17 protein-coding genes are annotated in these 24,027 nt (G+C 73.4%); 10 read left to right on the top strand and 7 right to left on the bottom strand.

What is annotated here, in order from left to right:
- Positions 1-288: 288 nt before the first annotated feature.
- Complete coding sequence (locus tag ACJX2R_RS33440) at positions 289-1,077, top strand: ferritin-like fold-containing protein (RefSeq protein WP_413103160.1); 789 nt, start codon at positions 289-291, stop codon at positions 1,075-1,077.
- 49 nt (positions 1,078-1,126) lie between these two features.
- Here ACJX2R_RS33440 and ACJX2R_RS33445 read toward each other — a convergent pair whose 3' ends face one another.
- The 4 genes from ACJX2R_RS33445 to ACJX2R_RS33460 all read right to left on the bottom strand — a co-directional run bounded on the left by ACJX2R_RS33445 (position 1,127) and on the right by ACJX2R_RS33460 (position 3,125).
- The gene (locus tag ACJX2R_RS33445; protein WP_413103161.1) at positions 1,127-1,399 is read right to left on the bottom strand and encodes a hypothetical protein; all 273 of its coding nucleotides are present in this window, start codon (positions 1,397-1,399) and stop codon (positions 1,127-1,129) included.
- A 202-nt stretch (positions 1,400-1,601) separates the two neighbouring features.
- Positions 1,602-1,829 carry a DUF3107 domain-containing protein gene (locus ACJX2R_RS33450; RefSeq protein ID WP_262701798.1) on the bottom strand — a complete coding sequence of 76 codons (228 nt, stop codon included), beginning with the start codon at positions 1,827-1,829 and terminating at the stop codon, positions 1,602-1,604.
- A 286-nt stretch (positions 1,830-2,115) separates the two neighbouring features.
- Positions 2,116-2,757, bottom strand: coding sequence for a TetR/AcrR family transcriptional regulator (locus ACJX2R_RS33455; RefSeq protein WP_037952404.1), 642 nt, complete (start codon positions 2,755-2,757; stop codon positions 2,116-2,118).
- A 137-nt stretch (positions 2,758-2,894) separates the two neighbouring features.
- A complete protein-coding gene (locus tag ACJX2R_RS33460) occupies positions 2,895-3,125 on the bottom strand; it encodes a hypothetical protein (protein WP_262701797.1) in 231 nt (76 codons plus the stop codon).
- Between the two features lie 288 nt (positions 3,126-3,413).
- Here ACJX2R_RS33460 and ACJX2R_RS33465 point away from each other — a divergent pair, with 288 nt between their 5' ends.
- The 7 genes from ACJX2R_RS33465 to moeZ all read left to right on the top strand — a co-directional run bounded on the left by ACJX2R_RS33465 (position 3,414) and on the right by moeZ (position 13,346).
- The gene (locus ACJX2R_RS33465) at positions 3,414-4,448 is read left to right on the top strand and encodes an alpha/beta fold hydrolase (RefSeq protein ID WP_413103162.1); all 1,035 of its coding nucleotides are present in this window, start codon (positions 3,414-3,416) and stop codon (positions 4,446-4,448) included.
- On the top strand, positions 4,432-6,078 hold the full coding sequence (locus ACJX2R_RS33470; protein ID WP_413103163.1) for a DUF3152 domain-containing protein: 1,647 nt from the start codon (positions 4,432-4,434) through the stop codon (positions 6,076-6,078). The genes ACJX2R_RS33465 and ACJX2R_RS33470 overlap by 17 nt, the downstream gene beginning before the upstream one ends.
- Before the next feature lie 225 nt (positions 6,079-6,303).
- A complete protein-coding gene (locus ACJX2R_RS33475) occupies positions 6,304-8,232 on the top strand; it encodes a DUF3492 domain-containing protein (protein ID WP_413103164.1) in 1,929 nt (642 codons plus the stop codon).
- Positions 8,229-10,046, top strand: a complete 1,818-nt coding sequence (locus ACJX2R_RS33480) for a hypothetical protein (RefSeq protein WP_413103165.1) — start codon at positions 8,229-8,231, stop codon at positions 10,044-10,046. The genes ACJX2R_RS33475 and ACJX2R_RS33480 overlap by 4 nt, the downstream gene beginning before the upstream one ends.
- A gap of 213 nt (positions 10,047-10,259) precedes the next feature.
- Complete coding sequence (locus tag ACJX2R_RS33485) at positions 10,260-11,327, top strand: NAD-dependent epimerase/dehydratase family protein (RefSeq protein ID WP_413103166.1); 1,068 nt, start codon at positions 10,260-10,262, stop codon at positions 11,325-11,327.
- A complete protein-coding gene (locus ACJX2R_RS33490) occupies positions 11,315-12,082 on the top strand; it encodes a spherulation-specific family 4 protein (protein WP_262701792.1) in 768 nt (255 codons plus the stop codon). The genes ACJX2R_RS33485 and ACJX2R_RS33490 overlap by 13 nt, the downstream gene beginning before the upstream one ends.
- Positions 12,083-12,167: 85 nt before the next feature.
- Entirely contained in the window at positions 12,168-13,346 is a 1,179-nt protein-coding gene (gene moeZ / locus ACJX2R_RS33495; RefSeq protein WP_262701791.1) for an adenylyltransferase/sulfurtransferase MoeZ, read from the top strand.
- 120 nt (positions 13,347-13,466) lie between these two features.
- Here moeZ and ACJX2R_RS33500 read toward each other — a convergent pair whose 3' ends face one another.
- From ACJX2R_RS33500 to ACJX2R_RS33510, 3 genes are all read right to left on the bottom strand, one after another.
- A complete protein-coding gene (locus ACJX2R_RS33500) occupies positions 13,467-15,071 on the bottom strand; it encodes an alpha/beta hydrolase (protein WP_413103167.1) in 1,605 nt (534 codons plus the stop codon).
- A gap of 106 nt (positions 15,072-15,177) precedes the next feature.
- On the bottom strand, positions 15,178-16,686 hold the full coding sequence (locus tag ACJX2R_RS33505) for an alpha/beta hydrolase (RefSeq protein ID WP_413103168.1): 1,509 nt from the start codon (positions 16,684-16,686) through the stop codon (positions 15,178-15,180).
- A gap of 218 nt (positions 16,687-16,904) precedes the next feature.
- Positions 16,905-19,673, bottom strand: coding sequence for a flippase-like domain-containing protein (locus ACJX2R_RS33510; RefSeq protein WP_413103169.1), 2,769 nt, complete (start codon positions 19,671-19,673; stop codon positions 16,905-16,907).
- A 257-nt stretch (positions 19,674-19,930) separates the two neighbouring features.
- On the opposite strand from ACJX2R_RS33510, the gene ACJX2R_RS33515 reads away from it, so the two are divergent.
- A complete protein-coding gene (locus tag ACJX2R_RS33515; RefSeq protein ID WP_413103170.1) occupies positions 19,931-20,320 on the top strand; it encodes an MGMT family protein in 390 nt (129 codons plus the stop codon).
- Between the two features lie 526 nt (positions 20,321-20,846).
- Positions 20,847-24,026, top strand: coding sequence for an ATP-dependent helicase (locus ACJX2R_RS33520; protein WP_413106004.1), 3,180 nt, complete (start codon positions 20,847-20,849; stop codon positions 24,024-24,026).
- Position 24,027: the final 1 nt, after the last annotated feature.

Here is a 24,027-nt window from a genome sequence, read left to right on the forward strand (position 1 = left end):
ATTCGGCGCGGGACCACGGCCTTCGCTCGAGCGCACACGCCGCGAGCGGGTCCCTCCTGCCGTGCGCACAGGTGGTGCGCGCCGCGCGGAGGGCGGTCGGGTTTGGAGCCGATCGGGCCACCGACCGGGCATCCGCATTCGTGGAACAACCCGCCGATACTCGACGAGCGCATTTATCACTGTACCCCGTAAGCGCGCATCTGTGACCGGGCTGTCCGATGCGGGGCCTCCGTGGGCATGGCTGACCAGGGCCTTCCCCGGGGCACGGAGCGGGCTATTGTGCGCTCCATGGAGACGCCTGACACGCCTGAGACGCCCGCCGCGACCACCGGGGACGACGCAGCTCCGGGGAAGGGCGGCGGGGAGAAGGCCCCCGAGCCCACCGGGATCGCCGCCCAGGACTGGGACACGGCGGCCGCCGATCCGCAGTACCGGGCCGCCGTCGTGGATCTGCTCGGCGCCCTCGCGTACGGCGAGCTGGCCGCCTTCGAGCGGCTGGCGGAGGACGCGAAGCTGGCGCCCACCCTCGAGGAGAAGGCGGAGCTGGCGAAGATGGCGTCCGCCGAGTTCCACCACTTCGAGCGGCTTCGGGGGCGGCTCTCGGCGATCGGCGAGGAGCCGACGGAGGCGATGGAGCCGTTCGCGGCGGCGCTGGACGGGTTCCACCGTCAGACCGCGCCGTCCGACTGGCTGGAGGGCCTGGTCAAGGCGTACGTGGGCGACTCGATCGCCAGTGACTTCTACCGCGAGGTCGCGGCCCGGCTGGATTCCGACACCCGCGATCTGGTGCTCCAGGTGCTCGACGACACCGGCCACGCCTCGTTCGCGGTCGAGAAGGTACGGGCCGCGATCGAGGCCGATCCGCGGGTCGGCGGGCGGCTGGCGCTGTGGGCGCGGCGGCTGATGGGCGAGGCGCTGTCGCAGGCCCAGCGGGTGGTCGCGGACCGCGACGCGCTCTCCACGATGCTGGTCGGCGGGCTGGCCGACGGCTTCGACCTGGCGGAGGTGGGACGGATGTTCTCCCGGATCACCGAGGCCCACACCAAGCGGATGGCCGCCCTGGGACTCTCCGCCTAGGTTCGAACGGCGCCTGGGCTTACGGCCCTGCCGCTACGGGCCCATGGCCTTACGCCGGGACCGAACGCCTACGGCGCGCCCTGGCCGGGCGGATGAGCAGCGACAGCAGCGCCGCCGCGAAGCCGAGCGCGACGATCAGCACGGCCGTCGTGTGCCCCGAGCCCAGCACCGTATGGGTCAGCAGAGCGCCCAGAAGCGCGGCGGCGGGGCCGGTGGACAGGACGAGGGGCCGTGCTGGCAGCCTTCGGGGGAGCCGGTGGAGCGCCCCGTATGCGATGACGAGACCGATCAGTACCGAGGCGAGCGCTTCCCAGAACAGCATTGGCGCGTCCTTCCCGCGAGCGGACCGGGACCGATACGTGATCACGAGTCGGTCACGCCCGTCCTACCCGTGCCCGACCGCGGGCAACCCTGTCCATGGGGGCGGTCTGTGGCGCGTGTTGGGCCGGGGGTGCGTGCGAGCGCAAACAGCGGCGGGGTCCGGTGGTCTTGTTCCACCGGACCCCGCCGCTGTGGGTGAATCCTCAGGCCGCGCCGAAACCGACCTTGCGAGCGGTCGGCTCGCCGAGCTCGACGTAGGCGAGCCGGTCGGACGGGACCAGAACCTTGCGGCCGTGGGCGTCCTCCAGGGTCAGCACCTGAGCCTTGCCGCCGAGCGCCTCGGCCACCAGGCGCTCGACCTCCTCGGCAGACTGCCCGCTCTCCAAGGTGATCTCGCGGGGCGCGTGCTGCACGCCGATCTTGACCTCCACGGCCTTGTCCCTCCGACGGTCAACTGGGGTAGCGCGGCCATCCGCGCCGTACCCAGCACACACTAGCCGGGCCGGAACACCCGCCGGGGGCCGCGGGCGCACGCCCGCAGCGAACACGCCCACCGCAGCGAACACGCCGCTTCGCGGCCGGGAACGGTCCCCGGCCGCTGAGCGGCCGCGCCCATCGCCGCCGTGTCCATCTCCCGGGGCGCCATCCGCCCCGCCGCGACATCCGCATCCGCCCGCCCCGCCGCGCTTAGCGAGTCCGCTCGGCGGTCCGGTCCGCTCAGTGGCCGCCCTCGGCCCCGTGCAGCGGGAAGCCCGCGATACCCCGCCAGGCCAGCGAGGTGAGCAACTGCACAGCGGTGTCCCGCGGCACGGCGCTCTCGCTGGAGAGCCAGTAGCGCGCGACCACCTGGGACACCCCGCCGAGGCCCACGGCCAGCAGCATCGACTCGTCCCGGGACAGCCCGGTGTCCTCGGCGATGACCTCGCAGATCGCCTCGGCGCACTGTAGCGAGACGCGGTCCACGCGCTCGCGCACCGCGGGCTCGTTGGTCAGATCGGACTCGAAGACGAGCCGGAAGGCGCCGCCTTCCTCCTCGACGTAGGCGAAGTACGCCTCCATGGTCGCCGCGACCCGCTGCTTGTTCTCGGTGGTCGAGGCGAGCGCGGTGCGCACCGCCTGGAGCAGGGCGTCGCAGTGCTGGTCGAGCAGGGCCAGGTACAGCTCCAGCTTGCCCGGGAAGTGCTGGTACAGCACCGGCTTGCTGACCCCGGCGCGCTCGGCGATGTCGTCCATCGCGGCCGCGTGGTAGCCCTGCGCGACAAAGACCTCCTGAGCCGCCCCCAGCAGCTGATTACGTCGGGCTCGGCGCGGCAGGCGCGTACCCCGTGGGCGCGCCTCGGTCTGCTCGATGGCTGTCACGCCGCCTCCCAATGAATGATCCCTGTGCACGATGTCCATCGCGCCCGCCATCGTACTTTTGGGTAACAGTGCGGCGCGCTGTTCGTGCGGAGAATTTCATGTACCGGACTCTATGAAAAGCCCATAAATGACGCTGGTCACCGGTAGTCCTCCTCGTTCTCCTCGACGATCCGTGCCTGTTCCGCCCGGTCGGCCTCGTTGGCTTCCATGGACTCGTCCGTCCTGGGGCGATCGTCGCGGCGGGAGATCACCTCGCGGTGCTGTTCGACGGCGTCCGCCTCGGGGGCCTCGACGTCGCGCGCGGCGGTCTCGTCGGCGTTCTCCACGGAGTCCTCGAAGGTGTCGGGGTCGGTTGGGTCGATGGACATGTACTCCCCTTCCCTGTCCCTGCGGCGGCTGCCCTTCCCTGTTCCTGTGGCGGCTTCCCTGTGGTGGCTTCGCGCCGGTGGTCCGCCCGTGGTGGGCGCCAGTGACGGGTTCCCACTTACGGCGGCTTTCCACCGAAGGCTGCCCAGTGGCGGCCAACGGCCGGTGAGCCAGTGGCAAGGCGATCGCCCCTGTGCCTTACGAGCCTAGGAGAGGTCACTTTCAGACGCTACGTGGTCTGTGAGCGTGAACACACGATCGCGCGCGTGATCGTCTCGTAACATTGCCGCATGTCTTCGACCGAGCCGCCGGAAGCCCGCATCGTCGCGGCGGTGCCGCCCGCGAGGTCCGTGCGGGTGGGAGCGGGGGAGAAGCTGCGAACCGCCGCCCTTCCGGGGCTCACGATGACCGTGCGCTGCCGTCCGCCGTCCGTCTCCGGGCTGCCGCCCGCGCTCTTCGTCCACGGCCTCGGCGGCTCCTCGCAGAACTGGTCCGCGCTCATGGAACTGCTCGCCGACCGGGTGGACGGCGAGGCGCTCGACCTCCCCGGCTTCGGTGACTCCCCGCCGCCGGACGACGGCAACTACTCGATAACCGCCCATGCCCGCGCCGTGATCCGTTACCTCGACGCGCAGGCGCGCGGACCGGTTCACCTGGTCGGCAATTCGATGGGCGGCGCGATCGCCACCCGCGTCGCGGCGGTGCGGCCCGATCTGGTGCGCACCCTCACGCTCGTCTCGCCCGCGCTGCCCGAGCTGCGCCCGCAGCGCACCGCGGTGCCGACCGGTCTGCTCGCGGTGCCCGGGGTGACGCGGCTGTTCACCCGCTTGACCAGGGACTGGGACGCGGAGCGGCGCACCCGCGAGGTGATGATGCTCACCTTCGGCGATCCGTCCCTGGTCACCCGGGAGGCTTTCGCCTACGCGGTGGAGGAGTTCGAACGCCGGCTCGCCCTTCCATACTTCTGGGACGCGCTCACCCGCTCGGCACGCGGTGTCGTCGACTCGTACACCCTGGGCGGTCAGCACTCCCTGTGGCGTCAGGCCGAGCGGGTGCTCGCCCCGACGCTGCTCGTCTACGGCGGCCGCGACCAGTTGGTGTCCGTAAGGATGGCGGACCGGGCCAACGCCACCTTCCGCGACTCGCGTCTGTTGACGTTGTTGGACGCCGGGCACGTCGCGATGATGGAGTATCCCGAGGCGGTGGCGCGCGGGATGCGCGAGCTGCTCGACGACGTTGATCAACGAGACGACCGGGACAGCCGGGAGGCGCGGGGGGCCGTACCGGTGTCCGGCGCGGACGGGAGCGGTGCGGCGCGTGGGTAAACACAGCGCACGTGGCAGCCAGGAGGGCCGGGAGCGCCGGTCCGCCGCGGCGGGCTCCGGCCAGGGTCAGGGCTCGGGCCCCGAGTTCGTCGAGTACAGCGCGCCCGGTGAGGCCCCGGCGGCCCCCGCGGCCGACGGCGGCAGACCGGGGACCGGGCGCCGACGGGCCGCACCGGGGCCCGGCGCCCCGGATCCCGGGGTCACCCCGCCGCAGGGTGTGCCGAGACTGCCTTACGGAGCCGGCGGGCCCGCGGCGCGCACCAGGGGCGGACATCCCGAGCAGCGCGAGGCGGGCGGTGGCTGGGGCGCGGTCGGCGGTCGCGGCGGCGGTCCGGGCGGGGTCAGGGGCCCCGGTGGTCCGGGTGGTCCGGGTGGTCTCGGCGGGGTCAGGGGCCCCGGTGGTCCGGGCGGCCCGGGTGGTCTCGGCGGGGTCAGAGGTCCCGGTGGACCCGGCGGTCCTGGTGGCCGTGGCGGTCCCGGCGGTCAGTGGCCGCCTTACGGTATGCGCACCATGAACCCGCCGCAGCGTCCGACCACGGGCGGCACGGGTGGCGCGGCTGGACTGATGCCCGGCCCGCGCAAGGAGTACATCGAGGCGTTCGACACCCCCGACGCCCTGGACTGCGACGGCGACGATGTCTTCGCGGCCGGTGCGCCGGGCGGCGTGCCCCCGCAGCGCGGTACGCGGCGGGCGGCCACTCCCTCCGGGGGGATCGGCGGCGGTTCGGGCGGCGACGGCGGGAGCGGGCCGGACGACGACGAGCAGGAGCCCCCGGGCAAGGGGGCGCGCGGTGTCACCAAGGGCGGTAAGGGGCGCACGTTCACCGGTGTCGCCGCGGCGGCCGTGACCACGGTGCTGGCCGTCGTGGTGGCCGGACAGGTCGCCGGCGGACCGCAGGGCGGCGGCGGTAAGACGCAGGCCGGGGGCGGCTCGGAGCGCGGCGACGACGCCGCCTCACGCGGTGCCCGCGACTCCCACGCCGACGACGGCCGCGGCGCCGCACGCTCGGCGAACTCGCCCGCCCCCGTCACCTATGACGAGAAGATGGCGGCCCTCTTTCCGCTCGACGCCAAGCTGCGCGGATCCGGCGCCTTCCAGACCGTCGGCGGGCACGACAAGGCGCCCGGCCGCGGCCAGGTGCTGCGCTACCGCGTCGATGTGGAGAAGGGACTGCCGCTCGACGGCGAGCTGTTCGCCGAGGCCGTGCACAAGACGCTGAACGACGACCGCAGTTGGGGGCACGGCGGCGTTCGCACCTTCGAGCGGGTCTCGTCCGGGCATGCGGACTTCGTGATCACCCTCGCGAGCCCGGGGACCACGGCGGCGTGGTGCGCCAAGTCCGGCCTGGACACCACCGAGGACAACGTCTCCTGCGACTCGGCGTCCACCGAGCGCGTCATGATCAACGCCTATCGGTGGGCGCAGGGCGCCAAGACCTTCGGCGACGACAAGATGCACTCCTACCGCCAGATGCTCATCAACCACGAGGTGGGCCACCGTCTCGGCCACAACCACGAGATCTGCTCCAAGCAGGGCGCGCTCGCGCCGGTGATGATGCAGCAGACCAAGTTCCTGTCGACGGACGGCGCCACCTGCCGCCCCAACGCCTGGCCGTTCCCCAAGGGCTGACGGGCCCGTACCGGTCCATACAGCGCCTCGCACCGGCCCATATAGCGCCTCCCAACGCCTGAATTCCCGATAGGTCACGTGCGTTCACCCCTTCCGGTGGTGCGACGGACAACCGTCCATCGCGCCATGGCCCTGCGCGCATAACGTGCTCCCGCTGCCTGACGGCGGCCGCCGCCGGTGACGGCGGCAGACGAACGGCCCGTTTGGGAGATCGGGGGTGCGCTCATGCGCGTGGGAATGCTTACGGACGGTGGCTATCCGTATGCGACCGGTGATGCGCGGGTGTGGTGCGACCGGCTGGTGCGTGGGCTCGCCCAGCATGAGTTCGAGGTGTACGCGCTCAGCCGCGACCCCGGTCAGGAGGGCGCGGGCTGGGGCGAGCTGCCGCGGCACGTCGGCCGGGTGTGCACGGCGCCGCTGTGGGGAGAGCCGGCGCCCCGGCGGGGCGGGTGGGGCGGCCGTCGGCAGCGGCGGCGGTTCGCCGAGCACTTCGGGGAGTTGGCCGCGGCGATCAGCGCGCCTTACGGCTCCGGTGTGCCCTATGGCTCCGGCGTGCCCCACGGCTCCGGTACACCCCATGGTTCTGATGCGCCCCATGGCTCCGGTGTGCCCGGGTGTTCCACGGACCAGGCGGACCGTTTCGCCTATGGTCTCCACGGCCTCGCGGACCTGGCGGTGGAGTACGGCGGACTGTCCGCCGCGCTCCGCTCCGAGGACGCCGTAAGGACGTTGGAGCGGGCCTGCCGCACCCTCGGGGCGCCGCACGGCGCGCAGCGGGCGCGGGTCGCCGATCTGCTGACCGTCACCGAGGCCCTGGAACGCGCGCTGCGCCCGCTGTCGCTCGACTGGTACGGCGACGGGGCCGGAGGCGATCCGGGGCTGGCCGGGGTGGATCTGTGCCACGCCGCGACCGGCGGCGCGGCCGTGCTCCCCGGGCTGCTGGCCAAGCGCCGCTTCGGCACCCCGCTGCTGCTCACCGAGTACGGCGTACGGCTGCGCGAGTGCTATCTGGCGGGCGCGGCCGGTGGAGTCGGTGCGGTCGGTGCGGTCGGTGCGGTCGGTGCCACCGGTGCCGCCGGTTTGGAAGACCTACGGCCGCTCTCGGGGCCCGTACGGTCCCTGCTGACCGCGTTCCACGGCCGGCTGGCCGCCGAGGCGTACGCGCGGGCGGATCTGATCACCCCAGGCAATACGCACACCCGCCGCTGGCAGGAACGGTGCGGTGCCGACCGTGAGCGGCTGCGCACTGTCTACCCGGGCATGGACGCCGCCCGGTTCGCGGAGGTCGGCGAGCAGGGCGCGGCCCCCTCCGAAGGCGACGACCGGACGCTGGTGTGGGTGGGCAGGATCGAGCCCGCCAAGGACGTCATCGCCCTGCTGCACGCCTTCGCGGTGGTGCGCCGGTGGCAGCCGGACGCCCGGCTGAGGATCATCGAGACCCGGCGCGGTGAGGACCCGGAGCCGGACGGCTATCCGGCCCACTGCCGCGCGCTGGCCGACCACCTCTTCCCCGACGAGGCGGCGGACGCCCACTCCGCCGGTGACAACCCCGTCTCCTTCGAGCGGCTCGGCGACCCCGAGGTGCCGACCCTGGCCGACGCCTATGGGGCGGGCGGCGTCGTGGTGCTGTCCAGCGTGGTCGAGGGCTTTCCGGTCGGGCTGGTCGAGGCGATGTTCTGCGGACGGGCCACGGTGTCCACGGACGTGGGCGCGGTGTGCGAGGTCATCGGCGGCACCGGCCTCGTGGTGCCCCCGCGCAATCCCCGGGCGCTCGCGGACGCGTGCCTGGCGCTGCTGAGCGACGCCGAGCGCTGTGCGCGCCTGGGCGCCGCCGCGCGCGCCCGTGCGCTGGAGCTGTTCACCGTCGAGCAGAACGTCGCGGCCTTCCGCGGGATCTATCTGGAGCTGATGTCGCACTGTCCCGTGCCGCGTGAGGAGGTCGGCGAGAGCGGGGGGCCGCTGCCGTTCGCCCGCCCCGCCGAGGCCCATGTGCCGGGACGCTGGACCGCGGGCCGCGACGGTGACGGGTTCGGGCACCGGCCGCCCGGTCCGGCTGCCTCCCGCCCCGCCCCGGAGCACACCCCCACCTGGGCCGGTCCACCGCCACGCGAGCCGCTGGGGGTGGGCCCGCGCCCGTCCGAGGAGGGCGCATGACCACGCCTTCCCGGTGGAACGGCCCGTTCGATCCGGCTTCCTCGGACCGCAGTCCTGCCTCGGACCGTGGCTTCGCCTCGGACCGCAGTCCTGCCTCCGACCGCAGTTCTGCCTCGGACCGTGGCTTCGCCTCGGACCGCAGTCCTGCCTCCGACCGCGGCCCCGCCCCGGACCGCAGTCCTGCCTCGGACCGTGGCCTCGCCTCGGACCGTGGTCCCGCCTCCGACCGCGGCCCCGCCCCGGACCGCAGTTCTGCCTCGGACCGTGGCCTCGCCTCGGACCGCGGTCCTGCCTCGGACCGTGGTCCCGCCTCCGATCGCGGCCTCGCCTCGGACCGTGGTCCTGCCTCGGACCGCGGTCCCGCCTCTGATCGTGGCTTCGCCTCGGATCGCGGCTTCGCCTCGGAACGCAGTCACACCTGCGACCGTGGCCCCGCCTCGGACCGTGGTCCCGCCTCCGATCGCGGCCTCGCCTCGGATCGTGGCCTCGCCCCCGATCGCCGCCTCGCCTCCGACCGCGGCCTCGGCGCCCTGTCCGGGGCCGCCCGGGTGCCGGTCTCGCGGGTGCCGGTCTCCCGGCGGCCGGACGAGACGTCCGCGCGCACCGGCACTGGTGCCGGGAAGGGGCAGGGGCAAGGGAAGGGGCGGCGGGGGCCCGCCGATCCGGTGCGGGCGCTGATGCACCGCCACCACGACCTGTGCGCCCGCGCCGTTGATCCGCTGGAGATCGCCGCCGGGCTGGAGGCCCACGGTGTGACGGACCGCACGGCCGCGCGCTTCCGGCACCGCGATGTCTTCTCGCTCGCCGAGGAGCTGTACGCCCGGGTGCCGCGCGCCGAGGAGTCCGCGCCCCCGGCCGCCCCCGCGCCGGGGCGCGCGCCAGTCGTACGGATGACGCTCGCCGCGCTGTGGCTGCTGCCGGGTGCCCTGTGCGCGGCGACCGCCTCCGCCGCCTTCCGCGTCGATGCCATCCGTAAGGACACCACCGTCGGCCTCGCCCTGGGCGCGGGCGGCGCCGCCCTGACGCTCATCGCGCTGTGGCTGTGTCTGCGCCGTGGCCCCCTGCGCGTCCGTGGGAGCGGACGCGGGGGCCGTATGGCGCACGCCTTCGGCACCGGCTGGCTGCTCGGGTACGCCGCCGCCGGGGACTGGCTGCTCTCCGGGCTCCTCGACGGACGCCGCCCTTACGAGGCGGCGCCCGCGGTCGAGGCCGCCGTCCTGCTCGCCCTGGCCGCCGCGCCCGCCGCGTGGTGCGCCCGCTGGTTCGCCGTCAGGGCGCGCCGCAGACTGTCGGTCAGCCGTGGTCTGGAGGAGTTCGCGGCCGGGGTGCGTCCGCTGTTCGCGGGCGTGGTGGCGGCCTTCCTCTGCGCACTGGCGGCCCTGGTGCCCGCGGCCCGGCTCACGGTGCCCGGATCGCCTCCCGCCGCCGCGCCCCTCACGACAGCCGAGGCCGCCGTCGTGGCGCTCTGCGCGCTGCTGTTCCTCGCCCGGCTGCTCGCCGTCCACGGCTTCCGGAGGGCCGCGTTCAGCGGTATCGCCGTGGCCTGCGCGGTCCAGGCCGCGGCCCTGGCGACGGGGGCGGCCGCCCGGCTCCCGGGCGCCGCGCCGCTCGCGGAGCCCGTGGCACGGCTGACCGCTGCCCAGGGCGCGGTCGCCGTCCCCGCGGCCGCCTGCGGCGCCGCCGCGCTCGCGCTGCTGATCCACGCGTTCGGCGCCCTGTGCCGGGCCTCCGCCCACGGCGACCCCGGCGCGCGTACCGCCCGGACCGCCGGTGATACCCGTATGACCCGCACCGCCCCGGACCGCGCCCCATAAGGCGTCCACCGCGCCCCATAAGGGGCCCACGCGCCCGTAAGGCGTCCATCGCGCCCGTAAGGGGCCCAGCGCCTCCGTAAGGGGCCCAGCGCCTCCGTAAGGCGCCCACCGAACCCGCCACCCCCCCCGTCCTTCCCCCTCAATGAGTCCGAGGAGCAACCACATGAGCTGCGACATGACCGATCAGCGCGCCGGTACGGGGAGGCGCGACCGATGAGAGTCCTGTTGCTCGGATCCGGCGGATTCCTCGGCCGCTATGTGGCCGAACACCTGCTCGCCGACCCCGCCGTACAGCTCACCGCGCTCGGTCGCGGCGACGACGCCGATGTGCGGTTCGACCTCTCCAGCGGCAGCCCGGGCGCGCTCACCCGCTTCCTCAACGCGGTCCACCCCGGCGTGGTGATCAACTGCGCCGGGGCGACCCGTGGCGGGGCGCGCGAGCTCACCCGGCACAACACCGTCGCCGTGGCCACCGTCTGCGAGTCGCTGCGCCGCAGCGGCTGCGGGGCCCGCCTCGTCCAGATCGGCTGTTCCTCCGAGTACGGGCCCTCGCAGCCCGGCTCGTCGACCGCCGAGGACGCCGTGCCGCGCCCCGGCGGCCCGTACGGCGTGAGCAAGCTCGCCGCGACCGAGCTGGTGCTGGGCTCCGGGCTGGACGCGGTGGTGCTGCGGGTCTTCTCGCCCGTGGGCCCCGGCACCCCGGCCGGGTCGCCGCTGGGGCGGCTCGCGGAGGCGATGCGGCGCGCGATGCAGTCCGGGGAGAGCGAGCTCAAGCTGAGCGGCCTGGGCGTGCAGCGCGACTTCGTGGACGTACGGGACGTGGCGCGGGCGGTCCACGCGGCCTCGCTGTCGGCCGCGCAGGGCGTGGTCAACATCGGCAGCGGGCGCGCCGTAAGGCTGCGCGAGGCGGCCTCCGTGCTCGCCAGGGTCGCGGGCTTCGGCGGCGCCCTGCACGAGATCGACAGCCCGCCGGGGCGCGGGGGACCGCATCACGTCCCGGCCGCCGTGGCCCACGTCCCGGCGCCCGCCCACCCCCATGGCGCGGCCCACGGCCATGCCACCGCCCATGGCCACGCGCCCGCCCACCCCCAGGTGGCGGGCGAGCACGGCGGTGGCCCGGCGGGCGTCGGCGCCGCCACCACCTACCCCTACCCGGACGGCTGTGGCAGCTGGCAGCAGGCCGATGTGCGCACCGCCCGCGACCGGCTCGGCTGGCGCTCAAGGATCCCGCTGGAGGAGTCGCTCGCCGACATCTGGATGGAGGCGGCATGTCGCATCTGATCCCCGCGGACCCCGGGCACGAGGTCCCGGCCACCGCCGTCCGGCTCGGTTTCGGAGTGCCCGGCTACGCCCACCCCCTGGTGGCGCCCACCGAGTGGGCCGAGCTCACCCGCCCCGGCGCGCCCCTGCACTGGGCGGTCCTCAACGTCGCCCGCGGCCCCGGCTCGCGCAGGGATCCGCACTGCCTTACGGCGGCGGCCCGGCTGCGCGCCACGGGCGTACGGGTGCTGGGCCATCTCGACCTGCGGTGCGGCACCCGCCCCTTCGGCGAGGTGATCAGTGACGCGAACCACTTCCTGGACTGGTACCAGGTCGACGGCTTCTGCCTGGAGCGCTGCCCGGTGGACCGTCCCGGGCTGCCTGAGGTCCGCCGTACGGTGGCCACGCTCCGCGCGCTGCTGGGCGGGGCCTATCTGGTGCTCGGCCAGGGCATCCATCCGCATGAGGGCTATATGGAGCTCGCCGATCAGCTGGTGACCTTCCGGGGCTCGTGGCCCGACTACCGCTGGTCCCAGGTGGCCGAGTGGACCGCGGGGTATCCGCCCGAACGGTTCTGCCACCAGGTGCACGGCGTTCCCCGCCGGCATCTCGAGGAAGCGCTGAGGATCGCCCGCTGGCAGGGCGCGGGCACGATCTACTTCACCGACCGCACGGCTCATCCCGACGGGCGGACCTGCACCGATTCGCCCTGGACCGCCCTGCCCGGCTACTGGGACGAAATCGTCTCGCGACTCGGACCACGTGTCATGGAATGAGATGGGGCGTGGCAGTGTTACGAGAAGAAAACCACCCCGCTCACGCGGGGGTGAACCGTCTGCTCCCTCCCCTTACGGAGTCCCCGTGTCGCTGCCACCCCTGGTCGAGCCGGCTCCCGAGCTCACCGTCGACGAGGTCCGCAGGTACTCGCGCCATCTGATCATCCCCGATGTCGGGATGGACGGGCAGAAGCGGCTGAAGAACGCCAAGGTGCTCTGTGTGGGCGCGGGCGGCCTCGGCTCCCCGGCCCTGATGTACCTCGCCGCGGCCGGCGTGGGCACCCTCGGCATCGTGGAGTTCGACGAGGTCGACGAGTCCAACTTGCAGCGCCAGGTCATCCACAGCCAGGCGGACATCGGCCGGTCCAAGGCGGAGTCCGCCCGTGACACGGTCCTCGGCATCAACCCGTACGTGAACGTCGTGCTGCACGAGGGCCGCCTCGAGGCCGACAACGTGATGGAGATCTTCTCCCAGTACGACCTGATCGTGGACGGCACCGACAACTTCGCCACCCGCTATCTGGTCAACGACGCGTGCGTGCTGCTGAACAAGCCGTACGTGTGGGGTTCGATCTACCGCTTCGACGGTCAGGCGTCGGTCTTCTGGTCCGAGCACGGCCCCTGCTACCGCTGCCTGTACCCGGAGCCCCCGCCGCCCGGCATGGTCCCGTCCTGCGCCGAGGGCGGCGTGCTGGGCGTGCTGTGCGCTTCCATCGGCTCCATCCAGGTCACCGAGGCCATCAAGGTGCTCACCGGCACCGGGGACCCGCTGGTCGGCCGTCTGATGATCTACGACGCCCTGGAGATGACCTACCGCCAGGTCAAGGTCCGCAAGGACCCGAACTGCGCGGTCTGCGGTCCGAACCCGACCGTCACCGAGCTGATCGACTACGAGGCGTTCTGCGGTGTGGTGTCGGACGAGGCCCAGGAGGCGGCGGCCGGTTCGACGATCACTCCCAAGCAGCTCAAGGAGTGGATCGACGAGGGCGAGAACATCGACATCATCGATGTCCGTGAGCCCAACGAGTACGAGATCGTCTCGATCCCCGGCGCCCGGCTGATCCCGAAGGACGGGTTCCTGATGGGCGGCGCCCTCCAGGACCTTCCGCAGGACAAGAAGATCGTCTTGCATTGCAAGACGGGTGTCCGGTCGGCGGAAGTCCTGGCTGTCCTGAAGTCCGCGGGCTTCTCCGACGCCGTCCATGTGGGCGGCGGCGTGATCGGCTGGGTCAACCAGATCGAGCCCGACAAGCCGGTCTACTGATCCCCGGTACGCACCGCCCGTAAGGGGGCCGGACCGCCGCGCCGACGGCGATCCGGCCCTCTTACGGCTTGCGGGGCGCCCTTACGGCTTGCAGGGCCCTCTTACGGCTGCCGCGAGAGCTCAGCGGCAGGTCGTGCCGCCCGCGGGCACCTTTCCGTCCAGCAGATAGGCGTTCACGGTCTTCGTCATACAGGCGTTGCCGCTGTTGTACGCGCCATGGCCCTGCCCCTTGTAGGTGACCTCGACGCCCACGCCCTCGCCCAGCTCCCGCACCATCTTCCGGGCCCCCTCGTACGGGGTGGCCGGGTCGCCGGTGTTGCCGACCACGAGGATCGGCGCCGAGCCCTCGGCCTGGACGTCCGGGGTGTCCGTGGTGCCGTCCACCGGCCAGCCGGTGCAGCCGAGCATGCCCCAGGCCAGATACTCGCCGAAGACCGGTGACGCCTTGCGGAAGCGCGGCAGCTGCGCCTTCACATCGGTCACCGTGTAACGCTGCCTGTCGTCCACGCAGTTGATGGCCGCGTTGGCGGCATTGATGTTGCTGTAGTGGCCGTTCTCGTCGCGGCCGGACATCGAATCGGCCATCGCGAGCAGCATGTTGCCCTCCTCGAGCTGCATCGCCTCCTGGAGCCCGAGCGTCAGGTACTTCCAGCTCTCCTTGTCGTAGAGCGCGGCGGCGATACCGCTCAGCGCCCCGTCCTGGGTGAGCTTGCGGCCGCTCTCGGTGGACAGCGGCTTCTTGTCGAGCTTCTTCAGGAAGGCCACGATCCGGTCGGCGCCCGCCGCCGGGTCGCCGCCGGTCGGGCAGGCCGTGCCCTTCTTGGCGCAGTCCTCGAGGTAGTTGTCGAGCGCGAGCTGGAACCCCTTCGCCTGGCCGTAGGAGCCCTGCTCGGGGTCCTCGGTGGGGTCGACCACGGCGTCCAGGACCGCGCGTCCCACCCGCTTCGGGTACAGATGGGCGTAGACACCGCCGAGTTCGGTGCCGTAGGAGATGCCGAAGTACGACAGCTTGTCGTCGCCCAGCACCTGCCGCATGAGGTCCATGTCACGCGCGGCGCTCACGGTGTCCACATGGCCGAGCACCTTGCCGGAACGCTTCTCGCAGCCCTTGATGAACGCCTTGGCGTCCGCCATCGCGGTCTTGACCTCGGCGTCGTCGTCCGGCGTGCTGTCCACGGCGTCCGAGGCGTCGATCTCCGCATCGCTCTGGCACCGCACCCCGGCGCTCTCGCCGACCCCGCGCGGATCGAAGCTCACCAGGTCATAGCGTGAGCGCAGGGTGTCGTAGGCGGCGGCGAAACCGGGGAGCGAGGAGACACCGGAGCCGCCGGGTCCGCCGAAATTGAACACCAGGGAGCCGATGCGCTTGCCCGATCCGGTGGCCTTGGCGCGGATCATGGCCAGATCGATCGTTTCGCCTCTGGGCTTCGCGTAGTCCAGCGGCGCCTTCAGAGTGGCGCATTCCCACTCGCTTCCCGGCTTCTCACCGGTGCCCTGCATCGCGGTCGGGGCGGGGCAGGACGACCAGTTGAGCTTCTGACCCGTGAGCGAGCCCGGCAGCCCGGAATCCGAAGGCGCGGCCGGGGCCGACGCCGAGGGCTCGGACGACGCCTTGCCCTGCTCGTTCCCCCCGTCGTCGTCGCAGCCCGCGGCGGTGAGGAGGGTGACCATGGCGGTCATGGAGACCAGCGCCCTGGTCCGTATGGTGCGTGGGGAACTCGGCATATCCGGAGATCCTATGAGGAGGCGGGGGCGGAATCGTCCACAACTCTTCTCAAAGCCGTCACGGTTCGCGCGGCGTCCGTACGGCGGGCCCGGCCGCGGACACCCCCTAGGTGCAGACCTTGCCCTTCGGAGGCACCGTGCCCTTGAGCAGATAGGCGTTGACCGTCTTTCGGACACAGGCGTTGCCGCTGTCGTACGCCCCATGGCCCTCGCCCTTGTAGGTGAGCTGGACGCCGACCCCGGGGCCCAGTTCCTTCGCCATCCGCGCGGCACCCTCGTACGGGGTCGCCGGGTCACCGGTGTTGCCGACGACCAGGATCGGCGCGGCCCCCTTGGCGCTCACGTCGGGCGTGGTCCAGGCGCCGCGCACCGGCCAGTCGGTGCACTGGGTGAGGCCCCACGCCATCATGTCGCCGAAGACGGGGGAGACCTTACGGAAGGTGGGCAGCTTCCGCTCGATGTCCGGGACCGTATAGCGCTGCTTGAAGTCGGCGCAGGTGATGGCGGTAAGGGCGGACTGGAGGGTGCTGTAGCGGCCGTCCGGGCCGCGCCCGTTCATGGCGTCCCCCAGGGCCAGCAGGATCCTGCCGTCGCCCTGCTGGGCGCCGGCGATCCCCTGGGTGAGGTACTGCCAGTACTCCCGCGAGTACAGGGACTGCGCGATACCGCCGTCGGCCAGGGACTCGGTCAGCTTCCGGCCGCCGTAGCCGCGCACCGGACGGCCGTCGAGCCGCTTCAGCAGCGTGCGGATCCGGTTCTGGGTGGGGCAGCTGTAGGCGCTGGTCCTGGTGCACGCCTTCAGATAGTCGTCGAGGGCGCGCTGGAACCCCTTGGCCTGGCCGAGCGCGCCCTGTTCGGGTGTCTGCATGGGGTCCACGACCCCGTCGAAGAGGGCGCGCCCCACCTGCTTCGGGTACAGATGGGCGTAGACGCCGCCGAGTTCGGTGCCGTAGGAGACGCCGAAGTAGTGCATCTTCTTGTCGCCCAGGACGCGCCGCATGAGATCCATGTCACGGGCGGCGTTGGTGGTGCCGACGTACGGCAGGATCGTGCCGGAGTTCTTCTCGCATCCGGCGGCGTAGGTCTTCACCCGGCGGACCAGGCTCTTCACCTCGGCGTTGTCGTTCGGGGTGGAGTCGGCGGCGTAGTAGGCGTCGAGCTGCCGGTCCGGGAGGCAGTGCACTCCGCTGCTGCGGCCGACCCCGCGCGGATCGAAGCTGACCAGGTCGTAGCGGGTGCGCAGTTGCTTGTAGCTGCCCGCGAGCGCCGGGAGGGTGGCCACGCCCGAGCCGCCGGGGCCGCCGAAGTTGAAGATCAGTGAGCCGATCCGGTGGCGCCGGTCGGTGGCCTTGGCGCGGATCATGGCGATGCCGATGGTCTTGCCGTGCGGCTTGCGGTAGTCCAGCGGTACATGGAGCGTCGCGCACTCCCACTCCCCGCCCGGGGCCTTGGTGGCGGCCGCGTCCTGGCTCGAGGAGGGGGCGGGGCAGCCGGACCAGTCCAGTTTCTGGTGAGCCGAGGTGTCCGGCCGTCCGCCCTGGCCACCGCATCCGGCGGCCAGGGCGGTCAGCAGCAGGGCGGCGGACAGCGCACCGAGGCGCAGAGGTCGGGACACGGCGGCTCTCCCGTGGGTGGGGGTACCGCCATCGTGAGGTCCGTGGCCGCCGCACGCGCGCACAGCGGGGGCGTACGGGTGAGGGGAGGCCTTGCGGCCCGGCGACCGCGGCAGGGCTCCAGCGGGGCCTCTACGGGGCCTCCACGGGGGCTACGGCGCCTCTTCGCGGGCGAGCCCCACAGCGGCCTGGAGCGCCCTTCCGCGGGCGGGCACCGGCGCTACAGGGCCTCTTTGCGGGTGAGGTGGGTGAAGGCCACCCAGCCGGGCAGCACCGGCAGCCAGAAGACCATCAGCCGGAAGAGCAGCACCGCGGGAGCCGCCGTCTCGTACGGCAGCCCGGCGAAGGTCAGACCCGCGATCAGGGCGGCCTCGACCGCGCCCACACCGCCGGGGGTGGGCGCCGCCGACCCCAGGGCGTTGCCCGCGAGGAAGACGACGGCGATGCTCGCGTAGCTCAGCTCACCGCCGAACGCCCGGATCGCGGAGTCGAGGCACATCACGTTCGCGGCGGTCAGCAGCAGGGTGCCGCCGATGCCGGCGAGCAGCTTCTTGGGCCGCTGGAGCACATCCAGCATGCGCGGCACGACGCCCGCGAACAGCGACCGCACCCGGGTGGAGACGAATTTCCGCAGCACGGGAATGGCGGTCACCACCAGCACCAGGACGGCGGCCGTCAGCAGCCCGGCGATCACCGTCCGGGACGGCGAGAGCGCCGGGGTGCGCTCGGTGCCGGTGATGTAGCCGAAGGTCAGCAGCAGCACGATATGGCTGGCGAGCCCGAACAGCTGGGAGGCGCCCACACTGGCCACCGCGAGCCCCGGCCGCACCCCCGCGCGCTGGAGGAAGCGGGTGTTGAGGGCGACCCCGCCGACCGCCGCGGGCGCCACCAGCTTCACGAACGAGGCGGCCACCTGCGCCAGCACCGTGCGCCCGAGGGGCACCTTCTCCGGGACGAAGCCGAGCAGGCTCAGCGCCGCGGCCAGATAGGTGAGCGCGGAGAAGACGAGCGCGAAGATGACCCAGATCCAGTTGGCCTCGCCGACCAGGGCGCCCAGCTTGAGATGGGTGAACTGGGACAGCAGGAAGTACGCGGCGAAGGCCCCCGCGCAGAAGCTGACCAGGGTGCGCGGCTTGATGCGCTCCAGCCGTTCGGGCTGTATCGGCGCCTGGGGCCTCACCAGCAGCACCTGCTGCCGGATCTGGGAGAGCAGATCCTCCTCGCGGGCGTCCTCCAGGGCCTCCTCGATGGCGCGCTTCTCCGCCTGCTTCTCGGCCTTGGCCGTCTTACGGTCGCCGGCGGCCACCTCCGGGCCCCCGGCGGCCTCCTGGGCCTCCCGCGTCTCGGCCTCACGGGCCTCCTTGGCCTCCTTGGCCGCGTGGGACGCCTCCAGGACGGCCTCCCGCTGGCGCTGGGCGCGCTCGCGCGCGAGCTGGCGCAGGGTCGCCCGGGTGCCCCGGCCGAGCGCCAGGGGCTGGAGCAGCGGAAGGCTTCCGGCGACCGCGTCCGGGCCGAGGACCTCCACGGCGGCGGCCACCGAGCGCTCGGCGCCCACCCGCAGGCCCAGGGTGGTCAGCAACTGTGCGATGTCCATCCGCAGCACCACGTCACCGGCCGCGATCTCACCGCTGCGCAGATCGGTCAGGAAGACCGTGCCGTTGCGGTCGACCAGCAGGGCGTCGCTGTCCAGCCGCCGGTGGGCGATCCGCCGCGACTGGAGCGCCTGGACCTGGTGCCAGGCCCCGGCCAGCAGTTCGTCGGTGATCGCCTCGTCCGGCAGGGCGTGCAGCGGTCGGCCGCCGACGTGCTCGTAGACGAGCATCACGGCGTCCGGGCCCAGCTCGGAGGTGGCGATCAGCTTGGGTGCGTTGGCCCCGGCCGCGATGGCCGCGTAGGCGAGCAGCGCCTCCTGCTCCAGGGCCTGGCGCAGCGACTGGAGGCTGCGCGGCGGGGTGATCGTCCGCAGCGTCAGCCGCTGCCAGACGCCGTAGAAGAAGCCCTGGGCCTGCTGCTCCCGGTCGACGACCGTGACGTCCAGGGGCGGGCCGTCCTCCAGCGTGACCAGATAGCGGCGGCCCCGGTCGCCGTGGCCGTGCTCTTCCTCGGGCTCCTCGGCGCGCATGGCGCTGACCGGGTTGAAGCCGACCCGGCGCAGCCCGGCGAGCAGATGCTGGCCGGTGGGGCGCACATTGGGGGAGCCGACCGCGTAGAGCGTGCCGTAGGCCACCGCCCAGCCGATGAGCACCGTAAGGATGATCGAGAACGGTGTGGTGTAGCCGCCCACGAGCACCGCGAAGGCGTCGAGCAGCAGTACGCACCACATGGCCACCCGCCAGCGCGGGCGGCGGGCCATGCCGACGGCCGTCATATAGGCGATGACGGGGGCGAGATAGCCGTGCACGGGGTCGCTGAAGGTGCCGCCGGGGGCGGGCTGGGTGAGCGCCTCGCGGAGCGAGCCGGGGGCGCCTCTGGCGACCCAGAGGTCCATGGCGAGGGACACCCCGTGGGCCAGCACCGCGGCCAGCACACCGTCGGCGATCCGCAGCCCGTCCCGCTTGATCAGCCGCTCGAGCGCGAAGGCCACCGGCAGGACGAGGACGGCCACCCCGGCCGTGAGCCCCGCGAAGTCGATCAGTAGCGGGGGCGCCTGGTTGGCGCCGTGTCCGATGTCCTTCTCCAGACCGGCGGTGGTGCCGTGGGCGAAGGCCGCGATGGCGAGCACGACGGCCATGCCGAGGATCCCGAGCAGCGTCCGCAGCAGATCGGAGGGGCGGTGCACACGGGCCGGCAGCAGCGGCTCGTCGCCGGAGACCCGGTCCACATGACCCTCCGGTCCGTCCGGGCCGCAGTCATCCCCCGAGCCCGGGGCCTCTGGTTCTGGCCGACCGGACGGTGTCGTGGAGTGCGGCAACGCCTCCGGGGTGCGGGCCTCCTCCTCGGGAGGCTGCGCACCCTGCTGCTTCGCCGTCTCTTCTTGATCTCGTATCACCAGTCACCGCCCGGAAGATGGTGGCATGCCCGGGCTGCGGAGGGGGGCATCAGGGTGCATTTCGGGGACGTGGACCCCGAATGGTACGCCCTGCTGAGGATTCCCGCACAATGCGTGATCGAACCGCGACCCGGCCCGGAACGGGCCCGCCGCGACCCCGCGAGGGGCGTGCGGTGGTGCGTTCCGCGGGGCGTACGGAGGGGCGTGCGGCGCGGCTGTCGTCGGGGCTGTCGGAGGGGTGCGGCAGGATGGGGCGGATGAGCCGGGAGAGCACGGAGAGCAGGGAGCCGGAGGGCGGGGACAGCGCCGAGGAGCTGCCCGAGTACGCCGAGCGGGTGCTGGAGGTGGCCGAGCTGATCCCCTCCGGTCGCGTGATGACCTACGGGGACGTCGCCGAATGGCTGGAGGAGGGCGGCCCGCGCCAGGTGGGCCGGGTGATGGCGCTCTACGGGGGCGCCGTGCCGTGGTGGCGGGTGGTGCGCGCGGACGGTGTGCTGCTGCCCGGCCATGAACTGCGCGCCCTTGGCCACTACCGCGAGGAGGGCACCCCGCTGCGCGAGGCGGCGCGCTCGGCCGAGGGCCATGTGCCGCGGATCGACATGGCCAGGGCGCGCTGGGACGGCGGCGGGCAGGACCACGGCCGGTAGCGGGGCGGCTTTCGGAAGCGCGGCGGGACCGGGGCGGCCGTCCCCGGGGGCGGCGGACGCGCGGCCGCGCCGGGGCGCGGTGGGCGTGGGACCGAACGCGTGCGGGGTGGGCGATGGGCCGGACGCGTGCGGGGTGGGCGCGGGACCGGACGCGTGCGTGGTGTGGGCGGGACCGTGCCGGGGCGCGGTGAGGGCGGGGCCGGACACGTGTGCGGCGGGGGCGCGGTCGTACGGGCGCCCGATGAGCGTGCGGCCGTACCGGTGTGCCGTGAGCGCGGGGCCGTACCACCGCGCGGCGGGCTCGCGGTCGTACCGGCGGTATCCACAGCCATACGGGTGAGGCCCCGCGACGCATGAGAGGCTGTCCCGCACCCAGCGAACCCACCAGGACCGGCGATCCAACGTGAGCTCCTCCCCCTCGTCCCTTCCGCGGCAGCGGCAGGCACGGCAGCCGTCCTCACGGCAGTCGGCCCAGGGCGTCTACCGCCTGCTCCGTCATCGGCCGGAGCCAGGTGCCCTTCCTGTCCTGGACGCACGGCAGCGCGCTGTGGTTGAGCACCGGGGCGGTCCTTTGCTGGTGCTCGCCGGGCCCGGCACGGGCAAGACGACGACGCTCGTGGAGGCGGTGGCCAGCCGGGTGCGCGAGGGCGCGGATCCCGACCGGCTCCTGGTGCTCACCTTCAGCCGTAAGGCGGCCGTCGAACTGCGCGACCGCATGTCCGCGCGCCTGGGCGGCGCGAGCGCCCCGCGGGCCACGACCTTCCACTCCTATTGCTACGCACTGGTCCGCGCCCACCAGGACGTCGATCTCTTCGTGAATCCGCTGCGGCTGCTCTCCGGACCGGAGCAGGACGTCGTCGTCAGGGAGTTGCTCGCCGGTCAGGCCGAGCTGGCGAGCGAGGGCCGGGCCTTCGTCCGCTGGCCGGACGACCTGCGCGCCTGCCTGACCACGCGGGGTTTCGCCGACGAGGTGCGCGCGGTGCTGGCCCGCAGCCGGGAGCTGGGCCTCGGCCCACGGTCGCTGGGGGAGTTCGCCGAGCGCACCGGGCGCCCCGACTGGTCCGCCGCGGCCGGCTTCCTCGCCGAGTACCTCGACGTCCTGGACGCCCAGGGGGTGCTGGACTACGCGGAGCTGGTGCACCGCGCGGTGCTGCTGGCCGGGCGGCCGGAGGTCGCGGCCGAGCTGGCGGGGCGGTACGACGCGGTGTTCGTCGACGAGTACCAGGACACCGACGTGGCCCAGGGGCGGCTGCTGCGGGCGCTCGCGGGCGGCGGCAGGACCCTGCTCGCCTTCGGTGACCCCGATCAGTCCATCTACGCCTTCCGCGGCGCCGACGTCGGCGGCATCCTCCGCTTCCGCGAGGACTTCCCGCGGGCGGACGGGCGGCCCGCCGACATGGAGGTCCTCACCGTCTCCCGACGCTCGGGGGCCGCGCTGCTCGCCGCCACCCGGCGGATCGCCGGCCGGATGCCGCTCACCCGGCTGCCCGCGCGAGCCGTAAGGGCGCACCGGGAGCTCGCGGCCACCCGTGACGGCGGCCGCGTCGAGGCGTACACCTACCCGACCGCGGGCGCCGAGCTCGACAATGTGGCCGACATCCTGCGCCGCGCCCATCTGGAGGACGGGGTGCCTTGGCGCGAGATGGCCGTCCTGGTGCGCGCCGGGGGGCGCTCGATCCCGGGTGTGCGCCGGGCGCTCACCTCGGCCGGAGTCCCCGTCGAGGTGGACGGCGATGACATCCCGCTGCGCCATGAGCCCGCCGTGGCCCCCCTGCTGACGGCGCTGCGGGCGGCCGCCACGGCCGCGCTGCCGGACAGCGGCGGGCTGTCCGCGGTCCTCGGCGTCGAGACCGCCCTGACCCTGCTCGCCTCGCCCCTCGGCGGTATGGACGCCGCCGATCTGCGCCGCCTGGGCCGTGCGCTGCGTGAGGAGGAGCGGTCCGCCGGGCGGGCGGTGCCGCGCCCCTCCGACGTCCTGCTCGCCGAGGCGCTCGCCGAGCCGGAGCGGCTGGCCGTCCACGACCCGGCGTACGCGCGCGGCGCCCAGAACCTCGGGCTGCTGCTGCGCACGGCCCGGGAGGCGCTGGCCCGGGGCGGCACCGCCGAACAGGCTCTGTGGGGGCTGTGGGACGGCACCCCCTGGCCCGGCCGATTGGAGCGGGCGGCGCAGCGCGGCGGCACCGCCGGGCGGAACGCGGACCGCGACCTGGACGCGGTGTGCGCGCTGTTCGAGACCGCCGCGCGCGCCGAGGAGCGCACCGGCGGCCGCGGCGCCCTCAACTTCCTGGAGGAGATCGACGCCCAGGACATAGCCGCCGACACCCTCTCCCGCCGGATGGTCCGCCCCGACGCCGTACGGCTGATGACGGCCCACCGCTCCAAGGGGCTCGAATGGGCCCTGGTGGTCGTCGCGGGGGTGCAGGAGGGGCTGTGGCCCGATCTGCGGCGGCGCGGTTCGCTCCTGGAGGCCGACCGGATCGGCCGGGACGGGCTGGCCGAACCGCTGCCGCCGGGCGCCCTGCTGGCCGAGGAGCGGCGGCTGTTCTATGTGGCGGCGACGCGCGCCAGGGAGCGGCTCGTGGTCACCGCCGTCAAGGCCGCCTCCGAGGACGGCGACCAGCCCTCCCGCTTCCTCGCCGAACTGGGCGTCCCGCCCACCGATGTCACCCAACGGCCGCGCCGTCCGCTGTCCGTCGCCGCGCTCGTCGCCGAGCTGCGCGCCACCACCGTCGACCCGGACGCCTCGGAGGCGCTGCGGGACGCCGCCGCGCGCCGTCTGGCGCGGCTCGCGGCGCTGCGGGACGAGGAGGGCCGCCCGCTGGTCCCGGCCGCCCACCCCTACCGCTGGTGGGGGCTGTACGAGCCGACGCACAGCGAGGTCCCGCTGCGCGACCGGGACCGGCCCGTGGCGCTGTCCGGCAGCGCGCTCGACCAGCTCGTCAACACCTGTTCGCTCCAGTGGTTCCTGGGGCGTGAGGTGAAGGCGGACGCGCCCTCGACGGCCGCCCAGGGCTTCGGAAACGTCGTGCACGTCCTGGCCGACGAGGTCGCCTCCGGCCGCACCCCGGCCGATCTCGCGGTCCTCATGGAGCGCCTGGACTCCGTATGGGACGCGCTCGCCTTCGACGCCCCCTGGAAGTCACGGCAGGAGAAGGAGCAGGCGCGGGCGGCCCTGGAGCGCTTTCTGCGGTGGCATGTGATGGAGCGCGGCGGCCGCAACCCGGTCGCCACCGAGCACTCCTTCGACGTCACGCTCGAAGCCGACGTCTATAAGGTGCGCATCCGCGGCAGCATGGACCGCGTCGAGACGGACGCCCAGGGGCGTGCCTATGTGGTCGACTTCAAGACCGGTAAGCAGGCCGTGACCCGTGGCGATGTCGAGCACCACCCCCAGCTGGCGGTCTATCAGCTGGCGGTGCGCGAGGGCGCCGTGGACGACGTCTTCGACGGCGGGCGCCCCGAGCCGGGCGGCGCGGAGCTCGTCCAGCTGCGGCAGGGCGCCGCCAAGAAGGACGGCGGCGACGACGTCCCCAAGGTCCAGGCCCAGGAGGCGCTGGACGGGGAGTGGGTGGGGCAGCTGCTCGCCACCGCGGCCGGGCGCGTCCTGGACGAGCGGTTCACCCCGAGCACGGGTGACCACTGCGAGCGCTGCGCGTTCCGGGGCGCGTGCAGTGCGCGGGCGGAGGGGCGCCATGTGGTCGAGTGAC

Origin of the sequence: Streptomyces sp. Inha503, assembly GCF_047215865.1 — a bacterium.
Lineage (GTDB): Bacteria > Actinomycetota > Actinomycetes > Streptomycetales > Streptomycetaceae > Streptomyces > Streptomyces lycopersici.

Bases quoted from the DNA above. Each gene is read 5' to 3' on its own strand.
- ACJX2R_RS33465 (WP_413103162.1), top strand. From the start codon at position 3,414: ATGTCTTCGACCGAGCCGCCGGAAGCCCGCATCGTCGCGGCGGTGCCG.
- ACJX2R_RS33440 (WP_413103160.1), top strand. From the start codon at position 289: ATGGAGACGCCTGACACGCCTGAGACGCCCGCCGCGACCACCGGGGAC.
- ACJX2R_RS33480 (WP_413103165.1), top strand. From the start codon at position 8,229: ATGACCACGCCTTCCCGGTGGAACGGCCCGTTCGATCCGGCTTCCTCG.
- ACJX2R_RS33460 (WP_262701797.1), bottom strand. From the start codon at position 3,125: ATGTCCATCGACCCAACCGACCCCGACACCTTCGAGGACTCCGTGGAG.
- ACJX2R_RS33490 (WP_262701792.1), top strand. From the start codon at position 11,315: ATGTCGCATCTGATCCCCGCGGACCCCGGGCACGAGGTCCCGGCCACC.
- ACJX2R_RS33485 (WP_413103166.1), top strand. From the start codon at position 10,260: ATGAGAGTCCTGTTGCTCGGATCCGGCGGATTCCTCGGCCGCTATGTG.
- ACJX2R_RS33515 (WP_413103170.1), top strand. From the start codon at position 19,931: ATGAGCCGGGAGAGCACGGAGAGCAGGGAGCCGGAGGGCGGGGACAGC.
- ACJX2R_RS33500 (WP_413103167.1), bottom strand. From the start codon at position 15,071: ATGCCGAGTTCCCCACGCACCATACGGACCAGGGCGCTGGTCTCCATG.
- ACJX2R_RS33475 (WP_413103164.1), top strand. From the start codon at position 6,304: ATGCGCGTGGGAATGCTTACGGACGGTGGCTATCCGTATGCGACCGGT.
- ACJX2R_RS33445 (WP_413103161.1), bottom strand. From the start codon at position 1,399: ATGCTGTTCTGGGAAGCGCTCGCCTCGGTACTGATCGGTCTCGTCATC.